The sequence below is a fragment of the uncultured Kordia sp. genome, from assembly GCF_947496985.1.
Classification (GTDB): domain Bacteria; phylum Bacteroidota; class Bacteroidia; order Flavobacteriales; family Flavobacteriaceae; genus Kordia.
Map to the genome: position 1 here is coordinate 797,447 of NZ_CANMEZ010000001.1, position 16,149 is coordinate 813,595.

Here is a 16,149-nt window from a genome sequence, read left to right on the forward strand (position 1 = left end):
CGCCGTGTTCGATCTAGTTTTACTTCAAAATCAAAACATTCAAAAAATGAACAAATTTATCACACTTGTCGCAGTTGTACTTAGTATGGGTTACAACTCAAATAACAATACGCTTCAAACGGAGATTCCCTTACAAAAAGAAATTAGTATTAAAGAAGATCCATACAGCTTAAAACTTCAAATTGAAAAATTAAAAAGTAACACCTACAATTTCGTCATTACTATAGAATTAAACAACAATGCACATTATGTGTCTCCAAATTCTAAAGGTGATTATAAAGGTCGTCTTTCCTTCTCTATTGAAGATGATACAAAATTTTATTCTAATGGAAACCTTATAGAAAATCCATTATCAACTGAAAGTATTGATTCTTTTAATGGTGGAAAAGTCAATTTGGTCACAAAGAACACAACATATACGCAACAATTTACCCTTTCAGATACAAGTGATTTTGAAGTTGCTGGTTTGATCAAATTTGTCATTGAACCACGTTGTACTATGGAAAACATTCCTTTTAAAATTGTAAATCGAGCTGGAACTTTGGAAATCGTACAACTTCACACAAACAACTAATTTATAACACAATTCTTATGAAAAAATATATTTTATTATTTGTCGTTTTTACAACTTTCATTACTGTTAACGCACAAGATATGTTACCTATTAACACGTCTAAAAGTGACATAAAATGGTCTTGTGATTATAGTTTTTATTTTAGTGGTCATTATGGTTTTGTAAAGTTTAAACAAGGATATTTTACTAAAACCAACGATAAAATCACCAGTGGAAGTTTTACAATTGATTTAAATACTATTCAGGCAACTGATATGGAAGCAGACGGAAATAAAGGTTTAACGAATCATTTGAAAGATCCTGATTTTTTTGAAGTTGTTAAGTATCCAACAGCAACTTTAGTTATTACAGCTATTTCATATCATGATGCTACAAGTTTTGAAGCGAAAGCAGATTTAACAATTAAAGGCATTACACAACCTATAAAATTTCAGGCTGAACTTGATTTTGAGAAAAAAACCATGAAAACGAAGTTTAAAATTGATCGAACGCGTTGGGGAATTAGTTATAATAGCAAATTAAAAGACAATGCAATTTCGGATGCTATTGGTTTTGATGTCACGTTAAGTTTGTAATTTGCACACATGAAACATTTTATATTTTTACTTACACTGTGTTGCACGTTTGCTGTTTTTGGACAAGAAAAGCAAGAAGCTGATTTATTAACTTCTGATGCTTCTTGGGGAAAAGAAGTAATTCAGATGCCTATCGGTTTTGCATCTCAAATTCCATATAAAGGTGTGGAAGAAATTCGTTTTGCACCAGGTTGGTCAAAACAAAAAGAAGAGGGTTTTTGGTCCTATGTATTTGTATGGGATGTTAACCTAAACAAAACATTAACTACAACTGACTTAGAAACGTATTTACAATACTATTTTGATGGTTTAATGGATGTTGTGAATAAAGATAAAGACAAGGTCTTACCAAAAACAGTAGCATTATTTCTGAAAAAAGAGAACAATACAAACGAATTTGTTGGAAAACTTCAAATTTACAATGCATTCCACACGAAAGATGTGATGATGCTAAACTGTACCGTAAAACAATATTTCTGTACAAAAAAGCAAAAATCGATGGTGGTATTTCGTTTTTCACCAAAAGCATTAGGGCATTCTATTTGGGACGAATTGAACAAAATTAGATTAAAAAAGAAGCCGTGTAAAAATTAATTTTCCTTGATGTATATATGACAAAAACCTTTCAGTTTTCTGAAAGGTTTTATTCTTAAAATACTAACTATTAACTACTAAAATCAATTCTGAATGACCAGTTTTTTTGTAATTTGAGTTTTATTTCCTTCTATTATTTTTACAATATACATTCCTGATTTTAAATTAGATACATCAATTGTATTTGTTATTGACTGTATTTCTAATACTTGTTTCCCAATAGCATCATATATTTCTAACTTGATACTTTCATTGTTTTGAGAAGTAATCGTAAAAACTCCTCTCGTTGTTGGGTTAGGATATATTTTATAGCTATTAGAAAGTAACGCAAATTCCTCGTTACTTAACGTTCCTGGGTTTTCATAAGCGCCTAAATCTAAGGTGTTAAAAAATCGAAATTCACCTGTAACGTCTTGCGAATAAGGGCCAGAACTAACACCTGCAGCTTCCAACAAAGGAGATGTATTATTTGGCATTAATCCGTCATCTACTGTTCTCCAAATATTGTCTGGTCCTTTTGGATTGTCAATATTTATAAATACATCTGCTGCTGTTGCTGAAGATAAGTCTGTAAAATGTGCAGAAGCATCATCAACCTCATCATAAGGCGCTTGAGAAGAAGAAGCATTGTACGTATTAGTTGCTGAAGAAAGATCTAAATCGCCTGATACATCACCAAAAGTTCCATTGTTATAAAACACAGAGGCACGCACATGGTTGTCTGAGTTTAAATAGTTTTCTAAATCTAATGGTATTTTATTTTGGTTCACAAAAGTTCCGTTGTAGACAGTAATTTCAGAGTTATCGGCAACAATAGCACTTCCTTGATTGAATGCATAATTTGCATAAAACACAGGATTATAAAAAAATACTCTACTCGAATTTGTAATAACGACACCGCCTCCAGTTCCGCCAACTCCTGAAAATAATTCAGCTCTGTTTTCTTCAAAAATAGCATTGTAAATTAAAGGGTTACAATTACTTAATAACAATCCACCACCAGCATTTACACTAATAGCTTCATTAAATGAAAATGTAACATTTTCAATAATTACTCTTTCTGAAAATACTGTTTCTTCTGCATTTAAATAATAAATTCCACCACCTCTATTCGCTTTATTTTCATCAATAATGAGGTTTTTTAATGTTGTAAAAGCATTGGTTATATAAACACCTCCACCTTGACCAGAGAAAAAAGTACGACCATCAAAACTAATAGTAACACCACCTTTAGCATGCCCACGTGTAACTGTAAAACCGTCTAGTAATGCTTCTTTTGTAGTGTTTGTAATGATAACCACATGATGGCTATTGTCACTAAAGTTTGCTTGGTTTCCAATTTCCCCACTCAATATTGTTGGGTTTGTTGTAAAATTTCTTTCAGACAAACTAGTTTCTATTCCAGAGAAACCACCATACAGTTTTATATCTTTATTTATATAAAAACACCACGAACGTTGATCGCTTTGCACACTGCTATCTGGTGACTCTATTGGCTTGTATGTTCCTGAAGCTACCCATATTTCATCATTTACAGTAGCTGTATTTATAGCTGTTTGTAAGTTTGTATATGCATTGTTCCAAGAAGTTCCATCATTAGTACCTATAGCATCTTGTTTTACATATATTTGACTAAATGAAGTATAGCTACTAATACATAGATATAATATCAAGTAATATTTTTTCATAAGTTGATAATTTTTTAAAACTTTGACAGTCTGTCAAAATCATGAGAATAATTTCTTTTACTATTAATTGTAGATAAACAAGGGTGATTCTAGTTTTTTACTTTAAGCTTTCAAATGCTGAAAGTTGTAAATCCAGATCTTCTAAATCATTATTAAAAACTGGCTCCATTTTAAAATATCTTCCTTCTTTTTTATAATAGAATAAATAATACTTGATTTCTTTTCCGCTTGACCCTTTTTTCTTAAATGTAGCTCCAAACACTCCATTAGGAAATTCTTTTGTTTCTAATATTGCAACAAATTTTTCGTCTGCTGAAATAGCATCTTTCAACATAGCAAGGTTATCTGGAAAAATACTTTGCTTAACCTCAATAACATTTACTCTTCTTCCAATATTAAAATCATAACGACTTAACTCTGTGTCACGCTCTGTTATTTTCAAATTTGTATACTCTGGAGCAACTGAAAGCTTCGGAGCAGTCATTGTTAGGTTGTATTTTTCTAAAGTAAGTTCTTCCATTTCTGGCCCACAACTAAGTACTGTTAGTGATGCAGCAATCATACTTGTAAGCAATAATAAAAAACGTCTAATTTTCATAATGTTATTTGTTTAGTTTTAAAATCTTATTATTAGATGTTCGCAACGAAATGTTTATGCACAGTTTTCAAACATTCACTACATCATCTATACTATATATGTCATAATTAAAAAAGCGTAACCTTATTATTTTCGTTTTCTTAATTTTTAATCGATGTTGTTGTTGTTTTTAAAATAATTGCAACATATTTTTACAACTAAGTTTACCTAAAAACTAACACCATAAAAAAAGTTTTTTCTGATATCGAAATCATTGAGATTCTTCAACACCAACCAAAATTGGAGTTTCAAGTTTTGAAATATCTCTATGCTACTGTAGATGTGCCTTTACGCGATTTTATTATTGCAAATAATGGTGATAATTCTATTGCAGATGACATTCTTCAAGATGCCATTATTGTATGGTATGAAAAAGTGAAAAATCAAGAATTTAAGTTACAAACAACGATAACTGGGTATATATATACAGTAGGAAAATATATTTGGTACAATAAGCTACGAAAAGAAAAAAAAATCGTGCAAGGTGAAGTTGCTTTAAATGAAACGGATATAATTGAAGAAGATTTTGAGTTGTTTCAAATTGATAAAACAAGCTTTGTTGAAGAATTATTAGAAGAAATTGGAGCGCCGTGTAAAAAAATACTCATTGAAAGTATTTACATGAAAAACTCAATGCAGGAAATTGCCGTATTAAACAATTTAAAAAATGAACAAGTAGCGAGAAATAAGAAAAGTAAATGCTTAAAAAAATTACGAAGCATCATTGCAGCTACTCCTTATTTCAAAAATGCCTTAAAACATATAAAAATATGAGTGCAGATACTATTTCAGATCAAGAATTGATAGAAAAGTTCTTATGTGGCGAGTTGCTTGATCATGAGAAACTTATTTTTGATTCACGCAAGAAAGAGGAAGCTTTTTTAGCACTTTTGGAAACATCTATAATTGCTTATAAAGGACGATTATCATTAAAACAAACGCTGAAAAAAATTGGAAAAGAAGTAAAATCAGAAAAGCCTAAATCTACCCGTAAATCTGTTTTTTGGATGTCTGGAATTGCAGCTTCTGTATTGCTTTTTATTAGTATCTATTTTTTTAGTAATCAGAAGTTAAGCTCTGATGAATTGTTTACGATCTATTTTAAAGCCTATCCAAACGCTTACACAACTAAAGGAAGTACAAGCAATTATACATTGTCTCAAAAAGCTTTTGATTTTTATGATGCTGCGCAATACAAACTTGCCTCAAAAATCTTTGACGAAATTACTGCTGAAAGAACTTTAAACTCTTCCGAGCATTTTTATTTTGGTATTTCATTGCTTTACACTGACGAAATAGAAAACGCTAAAATGCAGTTTAAAAAAGTGGTTCCTGAGCATCCGCTGTATAATGAAGCACAATGGTATACATCACTTTCCCTGATAAAACAAGATAGTTTAACCAAAGCAAAGTCTATTTTGATTGATAAGAAATCACAATTTAGTACTAGCAGAAAAAATAGTGTAAAAAATCTCCTTAACGAATTAACTAAGTAAAACAATTATCAAGATTTGAAATGAAAAAAAATTCTATGAGATCAATCTATATTCTTACATCTCTTTTTCTGCTCTTTACAATAACTTTTTCTGCTCAAAACAAGCAAGTTGACAGTCTTAGTTACTTTGTTGAAACCATTCAGAAAAACTTAGAAACAAAAAACTATAATGCTGCAATTGAAATTAGTAACAAAGCAATAGCAACTTATAAAGAAAATGATTCTTTAAACGGTATAGCCAATTTAGCTATAGGAAAAGCACTTTACAACCAAAGACAATATGGTGCTTCTGTTCTGCATTTAAACACTGCCGTGGAGTATTTTACAAAAGATGGGGAACATAAACTAGTCAATGAAGCGTACTTAAAACTAGGAACATTATATAGGTTAAAACGTGATTACAGTACTGCAAGAAATTATTTTTCTAAAGCAATTGATGTCATTAAAAAGAACTATTCAAATGAACATACAAACTTAATTGACGCTTACAATGGAATGCTTCGTATTGAAAAAGATAATCAGAATTTTGACAAAGCATTTAAGTATGCAAATAAAGGCATAGAAATCACTAAAAAGCTTAAAAACAAAAAACAAGAAGCAATATTTTTAACTTACAAAGGCGATATTTTACAACAACAAAGAAATTTTGATCCTTCCATTAAAAACTACTTAAAAGCAATAGAAATTAAAGAAAAGTTATATGGTAATTATCATAGAGAAAACCTTATAACATATAACAATTTGGCTGGAGCTTACAGTCAATTATATTATCTTGATAAAGCAATTGAGTATCAAAAAAGAGTTATAGAAATTAATAAAAAACTACCTATAAACCAGCAAATTCCATACACTACAGCCTATGGCAATTTAGCAACGTATTATACAGAGTTTGGTACGCCAGAAAAAGCAGTTGCATATCATGAAAAAGCATTGGTTTTTCTAGAAAAAGAACTTGGAGAAGATCATTTTTTATATCCTATGTTGCATAAAAATTTTGGAGATACGTATTATGATTTGAAGGATTATAATAACGCTCAAAAATATTATAAAGCTTCATTAGATTATAATCTGAAGAAGTTTGGCGCTTCAGACATTAGCCTAACCGAAGGATATACAAACCTTGCATTGGTAGCTAAAAACACTGGAGATTTTGAATCTGCTGAAAAATACTTGCATGCTTCATTAAAAATTTATCCTAAAAACCACTACCTAATCATTCCTGATCAGTTAGAGTTGACAACTATTTTAATAGCACAAGAAAAATATGAATTAGCAAGTTTTTATTTAGATAGCATTTCTCAAAAACTACCAAAAAAAGAGCTTTCTGAACTTAACTTTGATCAACTAAAAGACAGGAAAGAATTTATAAATGCAAAAATCAATTTTTATAATAAAAAGCTGCCTAAAAACACTGATTCTTTGAATAGTTTTTACAAGCAAGCAATTGCATTAGACGATTTTACGATTAAAGAATATACAACAGCAGCTACAAAAGATTTTCAGTTAAAAAAAGCATTTCCTATCTATGAAAATTATGTAAAACATATTATTGAAACCAACAACACAGGAGAAGCTGAGTCTGTATTTGAAATTCTTGAAAAAACCAAAGCTAGAAGACTCACAGAAAGTTTTAATAAAGAAAAAAGCGCAATTAAAGTAAAAGTTCCTGATAGCTTGTCAAGATTAGAACAGCAACTAAATGTAGATATAGTCTTTTATGAAGAACAAAAAAGTCTGGAAATTAATGATCCACAACCACAAAGTGATAGTCTAATTCCTGTTTACAATACAAAGCTTTTTGAGTTAAAACGTCAAAAAAACAAACTACAAGAAACTTTTAAAAATAACTATCCGGACTATTATGATTTAATCTATAATAGAAATGTAATTAATATCAAACAGGTACAAAAACACTTAGAAAACAAGCAGTCATTAGTAGAGTATTTCGTTGGTGAAAAAGATATTTTCATATTCGTTATTTCTAAAGAAAATTATCAATATACAAGTGTTCCTAAAGATTTTCCTGTCAAAGAATGGATTGCTCAACTACGTGAAGGAATCTATAATTATTGGGCGCTTCCTAATACATCTGACCAAAACTTAAAAAAATATACTTTACTATATAAGGAGATGGCCTTTAAACTATATCAGAAGCTCATACAACCTATTGAAGATATAATTACCGAAAATGTTATTATTATTCCTGACGGAGCATTAAATTTTATTCCTTTTGATGCGTTGTTAACAGAAGATTCTTCAAAACTAGATAACACAAAAGCATTACCTTATCTATTGAAAAAAAATCAAATTAGCTATAATTACTCAGCAACACTATTTGGTCAATTAAAAGAAAAGAAAAGTTCCAAAGCTTCAAATGATATATTAGCTTTTGCACCAAAATTTGATAATCAAAAAATAGAAACCATTGCAATGCGTCGTAATGGATTGGGAATATTAAAATATAATATACAAGAAGTAGAAGCAATTAATGAATTGTTTAAAACCCGTATTTTCAAAAATGAATTTGCTACAAAAGCTAACTTTATTTCAAATGTAAAAGATCATAAAATAATTCACTTATCTACACACGCCAAATCAAACGATAAACAAGGAGGTTTCTCGTTTATTGCTTTCAGTAAAGACAATGATTCATTGCAAAGAGATCAACTTTTCGTTAGAGAATTGTACAATTTAAATTTGGATGCAGATATGGTTGTATTAAGCGCTTGCGAAACAGGGATTGGAGAGTTAAAAAAAGGAGAAGGTGTCATTAGCTTGGCAAGAGCCTTTACCTATGCTGGTGCAAGAAGCACTATTACAAGTCTTTGGAATGTAAATGATGCACAAACTACGAAGTTAATGACGTTGTTTTATACCAACTTAAAACAAGGAATGACCAAAGATGAAGCATTACACAAAGCAAAATTAACTTATATTGAAAACGAAGATTTAGCCGCACCATATTTTTGGGCAGCTTTTATTCCTAGTGGAAATATGGAGGCCATACAATTTAATAGAACTAATAATATGTATTATATCATTGCAGGACTATTATTTGTATCTCTTTTAGGATTAGGAATATATAAGAGAAAAAGAATTACTTAAATGCTTCAAGCGAAGGAAAAAAGGAGATCATTTTAGTTGTGTTAACTAACAACTTCTCACTAAAACAAAAAAGCTCCTTAATTTCTTAAGAAGCTTTTAGTTGCAAAAAGTGGTCCCACTTGGGCTCTAGACATTGAAGCTATTCTATTAAAAATCAAATGTTTGTAAAACTTATAATTTTAATGTGTGCCTAAAAGTGTGCCTTTTTACCTAAAAGTTTAAGTCTTAAACTTCCCTATATTTAATGATATTATTTCATTTATTCCTGAATCTACCTTGTTACAAACCAGCTATGACTAGATCAAATAATTATCTTGAAAAAGTGTTTTAAAAGAATCTTCAAACTAATTTTAGCTATTAGTTAGTTATGCAGTAAGTTACCTTATTTTGACTAGAACAAAAGAGTATATTCATTTTACAACTCTATACAAGCATTTTTCTTTCAGTTTTGGCTATAATATTATATGTGCATTTTTTCATCCTAGTCAAAATGACTACGTTTTAGCCTTATTCACGCACTAACACACGCAGTACTTCTACAAAATATTTTTATTATCCTTAAAACTATAAAAAGAGTCTTTTGTGACAATCAAATGATCTAGTAAGAATAAATCAACTAGTTCACAAGCTTTTTTTAATTTTGAAGTTAAATACCTATCAGACGTACTAGGAACTAACTTCCCTGATGGATGGTTATGTAATAACACTATTACAGAAGCATGTCCTTTTAATGCAATACTTAGAATGATTTTTATATCTACATTACTACTTGCCACTCCACCTTTAGATAAATCATAAATTCCTAGTACTGCATTAGCCCTATTAAGTAGCATTATCTTTACTTCTTCTTGAAATTCAATGATATTCATATCCCAATGAGCTAAAGCTACTTCATGTACTATTTTACTATTATTTACAGTAATACTCTTATCTCCATGATCTGAGTAAATCACTTTAATTTCTCGAACTTTCATAATTAAAAAATTAAAACCTGTCCCAAAATGACTAGACACATCTTTAGTGAAATATCAAAAAAGGACAGGTTATTAAAACTAGATAGCTTGTTTAGCTAATTGAGAAGCGCCATTTTGAGAGAATACAGAAGTATCTGCCATTAATTGATTTATAGCTTCATCTTGTTTAGCCTGCTCATTTTCTGGCACAAATACCCATCTGTGAGTAAGTACAAGTTCTTCTCCTGTTTCTTTAACCACGTAAGTGTATGGCTCTACTTCTTTCTTTACAATATTACCTTGCATCTCTGAGCCTATAAGAGCCTTGCAAGTTTTTTCATCAAATGTGCTTGTAACATAAGCCTTTTTAGCTGTAGCATAGAATTGCCCCGTTTCTTTACTTAAAGACATTTCTACACCACCTTGTAATTCTAAAATAAAGAATGGAGTTCCATCCTCTTTTTCTCTTTGTTTAAATCCAATAATTCTAACCATTGTATAAATATTTTGAGTTGATAAAACCTAAATACTTATTTCAATAAATAACCACCTCAACTATCACCTTGAATGGAATACTATTAAAATAATTTTAGGCACAGATTTGATTCATCTGCAAAAATTAGCAAGGGTATTTAGTGCGGACTGATTGAGTTTGAGTGAGGGGTTGAACTACAAATTAAGCTCAATAAGTATCTTAAATGTTCTAGTCAAAGAAATGAAGTCTACAGAATAAAATTATGTCAACTTGAAATCTTCACTACACTACAACTCAAAAAGTTTATAAAAATTCAACTTTTATATATACTGCTTCAAAAAAATAAATTTTCTGTCAGATTGGGGTGGGGAGTTTGAAATTTGAAACACTAAGGGGTGTTTTATGTAAGGTGGTTTGGACACACATAATTGTTATTCAATTTTTTTAGAAAAAAACACATATAAGCTTGCTAATAATTATAATATTTTTGATATTAGAGTAATTAATTTTGTAATCCAATTATGACTAATTTTATAGATTTATTTTCAGGAGCAGGTGGTTTGTCAGAAGGCTTCATGAGAGCTGGCTTTAATCCAATTGCACATGTGGAAATGAATAAAGATGCTTGTGATACTCTAAAAACAAGAACTGCCTACCATTACCTCAAGGAGAATAATAGCATAGAAACATACCATAAATACTTAAAAAAGAAAATTACTAGAGAAGAGCTTTGGAGTTCAGTACCTCGAAATTTAATTGACTCAGTTATCAATACTGAAATTTCAAAAAAAACTCTCAATCAAATATTTGAACAAATAGATTCTTCATTAGGAGATAAGAATGTAGATTTAATTATTGGAGGTCCGCCATGTCAAGCCTATTCAATTGTAGGAAGAGCTAGAGACCCAAAAGGGATGGTTGATGACCCAAGAAATCATCTTTACAAACATTATGTCGGCTTTTTAAAAAAGTATGAGCCTAAAATGTTTGTGTTTGAAAATGTTCCAGGTATTCTATCTGCTAGTAATGGTATTTTTTTAAAAAAGATTTTCAGTGCAATTGATAGAGCTGGTTATAAAATAGAAATTCCATCAACAAAACATCTTAACTCAAAAAACTTTAATGTTTTACAGGACAGGAAAAGAGTTATAATGATAGGTTGGAAAAAAGGCTCTAAGTTCAAGTATCCTGATTTTGAAGAAAAGCCAATTCAATATAATCTCGGAAAGAGTTTGTTTTCTGATTTACCTAAACTAAAACACGGGGAAGGCTCTTTAGGTGTTGTTAAGTATGCTAAACCTATAACTGATTACTTACAAAAAACAGGTATCAGAAACGGAATAGACTTTACTACTCAGCATATTGCTAGACCCCATAATGAGACAGATTTAGAGATATACAGAATAGCAGTTAACCTACTTCTCAAAAAAGGTAAAAGATTAAACTACGCTGATTTACCTAAAAGACTAATTAAGCATAAAAACACAACTTCATTTACAAATAGATTTCAAGTTGTAAACCCTAATGGCATTTCTAATACTGTAGTTGCACATATAGCTATGGATGGACATTATTATATTCATCCAGACATAAAACAAAATAGGTCAATATCACTAAGAGAAGCCGCTAGGCTTCAATCATTTCCTGATGATTTCTTTTTTGAAGGTAGTAGGACTGCTGCATTTAAACAAATTGGTAATGCAGTACCACCTTTAATGGCTGAGGGTATTGCTTATAAAATCAAGGAAATGCTATAGTATGGATGAATATAGAGCTGAAAATGCAAGACCTAACCCAAAATCAACAATAAATTCTTATAGAAGCTTTGGCTATAATTTGTCTACAGCTATTGCAGATATTGTGGATAACAGTATTTCAGCCAATGCAGACTTAGTAGAAGTAGACTATAAATGGGAAGGAGAAAAGTCATTCATATCTATCATTGACAATGGAAATGGGATGAACTTGGAAGAGCTTATTGAAGCAATGACTCCTGGAAGCAAAGACCCTGAAGAAATTAGAAGCGAAAATGACTTAGGTAGATTTGGAATGGGACTTAAAACAGCTTCATTCTCTCAATGTAAAAGACTTACTGTAATAACAAAAAAGAAAGGCAATAAAACAATAAAGAGATGTTGGGATATTGACTACATCAATCAAATTGAAGAATGGGTTTTATTAGATTACATTTCAGATTCAAGTTTTACAGAACTTCTTGACAAGTTTGATTCTGGAACATTAGTATTATGGGAAAACCTAGATAGAATTGTTGGTGATGCTCAGAAAAATAATGAAAGTGTGAAAAATGCTTTCTATCAAGAAATGTCTATTGTTAAAGAGCATCTTGGACTTGTTTTTCATAGATTTATTGAAAGCTCTCGTCTAACTCTAAGCTCTAACTCTTACTCAATTGAGGCTTGGAATCCATTTCTTTATAATCTTACTACTAAGCCAGAGATGGGGCAACCAGAAAGATTAAGTAATAGTGTTGAAGTAACTTATTACATCCTACCTCACATGTCTCGAATTTCACATGATGAATATGAAAAATCTGGAGGTCCTTTAGGCTGGTTTAATCAACAAGGTTTTTACATCTATAGAGGAGACAGGCTTTTAGTATCTGGAGATTGGTTAGGACTTGAAAAGAAAAGAGACTATTCTAAATTAGCCAGAATAGCTGTAAACTTTCCTAATACTGGAGATTTTGATTGGAATTTAGATATTAAAAAATCTACTGCTACTCCACCAATTGAAATACGCCAAGAATTATCTCGAATAGCAAAAATTGCAATTAAGAAATCTGCTAAGATTTATAATTGGAGAGGTCAGAAGTCCATTTCTCAAATAAGTAGTAAAAATAGTTTGGAGAGACTCTGGAAAGACACTACAAACAGGGAGGGAATTAAAAAATACCAAATAAATAGAAAACATCCAATTATAGTTCAAGCTTTAGAAACAGAAGGCTCAAAGAAAATTTTTTCTAAAACACTTAAGCTAATAGAAAATAATATTCCTATCGAACTTATTTTATATAATCAAAACGAAGACCCTTCACACCATGAATTGGAGAAAATATCTGAAACTCCAGATGATGCTTTAATCAAATTGGCTATTGATTTATTTAAAATAAATATAGAAAATGGCATACCTGAGTCACTGGCAAAACAGCAAATAATGAACTCAGTACCATTCAACCTTTTTCCACTAATAAACGACTATTTAAAATGAGTAATATAAACGAAACTGCCAGAATGATAGCTCATTCTTTATTAGACCACGAGAAAAAAAATGGAGAAATAACAGAGGAAATAATCCTTTCAATTATAGAGAAAGTATCTGCAATAGATATAATACCTGGTCAGCAAATTAATAAAGAAGATTTATTCGAGGTTTTAATGTCTGATTTAAGTATTGGGCAAGGCTCAATTACATCAATGACAGATGATATTGAACCTTGGCTTAATGATGAAAAAGCGAATATAAATTTTGAGCTTTGGAACAGGTATAAGCTATATTTAAAAGAAAAAGATAAATCTTTTCCAATACCGTCACTTGATGACTTTACCGATAAGATTCTGGATAAATGTGTTAATCCAAAACAGAAAGGTTCTTGGGATAGAAGAGGTATGGTAGTTGGGCATGTGCAGTCTGGAAAAACCTCTAACTATGTAGGGCTAATTAATAAAGCTACTGATGCAGGTTATAAATTAATCATTGTTATTGCAGGAACAATAAGTTCCTTAAGAAGACAAACTCAAGAAAGGATTGATTCAGGGTATATTGGAAGAAATAGTTCTCTGTACTTGAGGAATAAGGGAGAAAATAGAATTAAAGGTGTTGGGAAGTATAAAGTTAAAACAGATATCTACCCTTTAACATCATCATATTACCTTAAAGGGGATGAAGGAGATTTTAGCACAAAACAATTACATAATTCTAACATACCTATAGGCAAAAACCCAGTTGTATTTGTCATAAAGAAAAACAAAACTATTCTTGAAAATCTAATTGATTGGTTGTCACACAATGAAGATATCAAGACAATTGAAGGTCGGAAAAAATTGATGAATATACCTGCATTAATTATTGATGATGAATCAGATTATGCTTCAGTAAATACTACTAAAGATATTAATGAAGTTAAGACAATAAATAAGCTAATAAGAGTCTTACTTAACTTATTTGACCAAAATACATTTATAGGCTATACAGCCACACCTTATGCTAACTTATTTATTTCTCAAGAATATAATGAAGACCTAACTACTTATGTTAAAGGCAAAGAATATTTCATTGGAGATGATTTATTTCCCAAGCATTTTATTGTCAATATTAAAGCCGCTAAAAACTATATAGGAGCTTCTACTTTATTTGGATTAGAAGACCCTAATTCTGAAGAAAGCAGAGAGCCATTAGACATTTTTAGACCAATTTATAGTGAAGAATATAATCCACCACTTTTTGAAAAAATAAATAAGCATAATAAAGACGATTTACCTGAATATCTTCCAAATAGTCTGAAGTATGCAATCAAATCTTATATTCTTACTTGTGCAATTAGAAGACTTAGAGGGCATGAAAAAAAGCACAATTCAATGCTTATTCACGTTGCTTTATATGTTAAATGGATAGACAGAGTCTCTCTGCTTGTCAACGAATTGATAAAGGAGTTTACCAATAATATTGAGGCTAATGATGCTGAATTCATTGAAGACGTGAGAAACATCTTTGAATCTGACTTCAAACCAACTACTGAAAATGTTTTAGAAAATCTAAGATATAAGGACAATAGGATTAAATCTCATACTTGGGAGGAAGTAAAACAAGAAATTAGAACAGCTATTAAAAAGTTTGATGTTAGAGCTGTACATGGTACTACTTCATTATCAAAAATAGATTACCACAACATCTCCAATATAGACTATGACAGACATGAAAACGGCTTATCTGTAATTGCCATAGGTGGAGGTAAACTATCAAGAGGAATTACCCTTGAAGGTCTTTCTGTTAGTTATTACTTGAGAACTACTAAAATGTATGATTCACTTATGCAAATGGGAAGATGGTTTGGATATAGACCAGGTTATGTTGATTTATGCAGACTTTTTACTAATAATAGAATCTTTGACTGGTTTAACCATATCACAATGGCTACTGAGGAAATGAGAAATGATTTTGACATTATGAGTTCTCAAAACCTAAAGCCTAAAGATTTTAAATTAAAAGTTAGAAATCATCATGGTCTATTGGCTGTAACTAGTGCTTCAAAATTATATTGGTCTACTAATATAAAAATTTCATTCTCTGGAACTAATCTCCAAACATATTTATTAAACAAAGACTTTGACTCTATAGACAACAACTTCAAACAATTACAGGCTTTAACCAAAAGGCTTAGTAATGCTAAAACAATTGATAAAAGGGGGAAATTGAGATATTTAATCTTTAATGATGTGAACACGGAACCTCTAACAGAATTTATAAATGGATTCAGTGTAGACACACCTCATATAAACAAGCAAGTAATTACAGACTATATTGAATTACAAAAAGTTAAAAAGAGTGTAAAAGAGTGGACTATATGTATAGTTTCTAATACAGATAAAGAAGTAGGTTTTTATATAAATGAAGATGACAGGAAAAACAGAAAAAAAACTAAGGGTCTTTCCACGCAGTACACTTTAATCTCTGAAGGAAAAACTCATGATATGACTTGTAGTATAAGAAACCAGACTGAACCATCTGAGCAATATAAGATAACAAAAAATCAAATTGATGACTTAGTTGATAGACAAGTTGATTTAGAAAAACAAGATTTAGGGTCATACAGTTCAATTAAGCAACAAAGAAAAATAGAAAGAAAAGGATTGCTTTTGATTTATGGGTTAGATGAAAGAGGAACAAGTAATTTGACAAATAATATACCTGTAGTTGGTTATAGTATATATTTCCCTGAAATAGATAACGAAACCAAAACATCTTATACGGCTACAATATTTGATGATTTTGATGAAGAAGTTATGCCTGAAGAAGAAAATCCTAAAAGCGAATAA

At 30.4% G+C, this 16,149-nt stretch carries 13 protein-coding genes; 9 read left to right on the forward strand and 4 right to left on the reverse strand.

Features of this window, described 5'->3' with window-relative positions; translation table 11 throughout:
- The first annotated feature begins 46 nt into the window (after nucleotides 1–46).
- From Q0828_RS03675 to Q0828_RS03685, 3 genes are read left to right on the forward strand one after another with little or no spacing between them, the layout of a single operon-like run.
- Nucleotides 47–574, forward strand: a complete 528-nt coding sequence (locus Q0828_RS03675; protein WP_298417782.1) for a hypothetical protein — start codon at nucleotides 47–49, stop codon at nucleotides 572–574.
- A 17-nt stretch (nucleotides 575–591) separates the two neighbouring features.
- Entirely contained in the window at nucleotides 592–1,149 is a 558-nt protein-coding gene (locus Q0828_RS03680) for a YceI family protein (protein ID WP_298417784.1), read from the forward strand.
- Between the two features lie 9 nt (nucleotides 1,150–1,158).
- A complete protein-coding gene (locus tag Q0828_RS03685) occupies nucleotides 1,159–1,743 on the forward strand; it encodes a hypothetical protein (RefSeq protein ID WP_298417786.1) in 585 nt (194 codons plus the stop codon).
- An 83-nt stretch (nucleotides 1,744–1,826) separates the two neighbouring features.
- Here Q0828_RS03685 and Q0828_RS03690 read toward each other — a convergent pair whose 3' ends face one another.
- On the reverse strand, nucleotides 1,827–3,431 hold the full coding sequence (locus Q0828_RS03690; protein WP_298417788.1) for a T9SS type A sorting domain-containing protein: 1,605 nt from the start codon (nucleotides 3,429–3,431) through the stop codon (nucleotides 1,827–1,829).
- A 97-nt stretch (nucleotides 3,432–3,528) separates the two neighbouring features.
- A complete protein-coding gene (locus Q0828_RS03695; protein WP_298417789.1) occupies nucleotides 3,529–4,029 on the reverse strand; it encodes a hypothetical protein in 501 nt (166 codons plus the stop codon).
- A 294-nt stretch (nucleotides 4,030–4,323) separates the two neighbouring features.
- Here Q0828_RS03695 and Q0828_RS03700 point away from each other — a divergent pair, with 294 nt between their 5' ends.
- Genes Q0828_RS03700 through Q0828_RS03710 form a run of 3 tightly spaced genes read left to right on the forward strand, consistent with a single transcriptional unit; the run spans nucleotide 4,324 to nucleotide 8,668 of the window.
- Nucleotides 4,324–4,842 (forward strand): sigma-70 family RNA polymerase sigma factor, encoded by a 519-nt coding sequence (locus tag Q0828_RS03700; RefSeq protein WP_298417791.1) that lies wholly within the window; start codon nucleotides 4,324–4,326, stop codon nucleotides 4,840–4,842.
- Nucleotides 4,839–5,564: a hypothetical protein gene (locus tag Q0828_RS03705; protein ID WP_298417793.1), complete on the forward strand. Its 726-nt coding sequence runs from the start codon at nucleotides 4,839–4,841 to the stop codon at nucleotides 5,562–5,564. Before Q0828_RS03700 ends, Q0828_RS03705 begins: the two co-directional genes overlap by 4 nt.
- A gap of 35 nt (nucleotides 5,565–5,599) precedes the next feature.
- A complete protein-coding gene (locus Q0828_RS03710; protein ID WP_298417795.1) occupies nucleotides 5,600–8,668 on the forward strand; it encodes a CHAT domain-containing protein in 3,069 nt (1,022 codons plus the stop codon).
- A 536-nt stretch (nucleotides 8,669–9,204) separates the two neighbouring features.
- On the opposite strand, the gene Q0828_RS03715 is transcribed toward Q0828_RS03710, so the two are convergent.
- On the reverse strand, nucleotides 9,205–9,642 hold the full coding sequence (locus Q0828_RS03715; protein ID WP_298417796.1) for a JAB domain-containing protein: 438 nt from the start codon (nucleotides 9,640–9,642) through the stop codon (nucleotides 9,205–9,207).
- A 78-nt stretch (nucleotides 9,643–9,720) separates the two neighbouring features.
- Entirely contained in the window at nucleotides 9,721–10,116 is a 396-nt protein-coding gene (locus Q0828_RS03720) for a hypothetical protein (protein ID WP_298417798.1), read from the reverse strand.
- 501 nt (nucleotides 10,117–10,617) lie between these two features.
- On the opposite strand from Q0828_RS03720, the gene Q0828_RS03725 reads away from it, so the two are divergent.
- From Q0828_RS03725 to Q0828_RS03735, 3 genes are read left to right on the forward strand one after another with little or no spacing between them, the layout of a single operon-like run.
- Nucleotides 10,618–11,853, forward strand: coding sequence for a DNA cytosine methyltransferase (locus Q0828_RS03725; protein WP_298417799.1), 1,236 nt, complete (start codon nucleotides 10,618–10,620; stop codon nucleotides 11,851–11,853).
- A gap of 1 nt (nucleotide 11,854) precedes the next feature.
- Nucleotides 11,855–13,324, forward strand: a complete 1,470-nt coding sequence (locus tag Q0828_RS03730) for an ATP-binding protein (RefSeq protein ID WP_298417801.1) — start codon at nucleotides 11,855–11,857, stop codon at nucleotides 13,322–13,324.
- Nucleotides 13,321–16,149: a Z1 domain-containing protein gene (locus Q0828_RS03735; RefSeq protein ID WP_298417802.1), complete on the forward strand. Its 2,829-nt coding sequence runs from the start codon at nucleotides 13,321–13,323 to the stop codon at nucleotides 16,147–16,149. Before Q0828_RS03730 ends, Q0828_RS03735 begins: the two co-directional genes overlap by 4 nt.

Excerpts from the sequence above, each read along its gene's own strand:
- Q0828_RS03730 (WP_298417801.1), top strand. The coding sequence starts at position 11,855 with ATGGATGAATATAGAGCTGAAAATGCAAGACCTAACCCAAAATCAACA.
- Q0828_RS03710 (WP_298417795.1), top strand. The coding sequence starts at position 5,600 with ATGAGATCAATCTATATTCTTACATCTCTTTTTCTGCTCTTTACAATA.
- Q0828_RS03715 (WP_298417796.1), bottom strand. The coding sequence starts at position 9,642 with ATGAAAGTTCGAGAAATTAAAGTGATTTACTCAGATCATGGAGATAAG.
- Q0828_RS03685 (WP_298417786.1), top strand. The coding sequence starts at position 1,159 with ATGAAACATTTTATATTTTTACTTACACTGTGTTGCACGTTTGCTGTT.
- Q0828_RS03675 (WP_298417782.1), top strand. The coding sequence starts at position 47 with ATGAACAAATTTATCACACTTGTCGCAGTTGTACTTAGTATGGGTTAC.
- Q0828_RS03735 (WP_298417802.1), top strand. The coding sequence starts at position 13,321 with ATGAGTAATATAAACGAAACTGCCAGAATGATAGCTCATTCTTTATTA.
- Q0828_RS03695 (WP_298417789.1), bottom strand. The coding sequence starts at position 4,029 with ATGAAAATTAGACGTTTTTTATTATTGCTTACAAGTATGATTGCTGCA.
- Q0828_RS03705 (WP_298417793.1), top strand. The coding sequence starts at position 4,839 with ATGAGTGCAGATACTATTTCAGATCAAGAATTGATAGAAAAGTTCTTA.
- Q0828_RS03725 (WP_298417799.1), top strand. The coding sequence starts at position 10,618 with ATGACTAATTTTATAGATTTATTTTCAGGAGCAGGTGGTTTGTCAGAA.
- Q0828_RS03720 (WP_298417798.1), bottom strand. The coding sequence starts at position 10,116 with ATGGTTAGAATTATTGGATTTAAACAAAGAGAAAAAGAGGATGGAACT.
- Q0828_RS03690 (WP_298417788.1), bottom strand. The coding sequence starts at position 3,431 with ATGAAAAAATATTACTTGATATTATATCTATGTATTAGTAGCTATACT.
- Q0828_RS03680 (WP_298417784.1), top strand. The coding sequence starts at position 592 with ATGAAAAAATATATTTTATTATTTGTCGTTTTTACAACTTTCATTACT.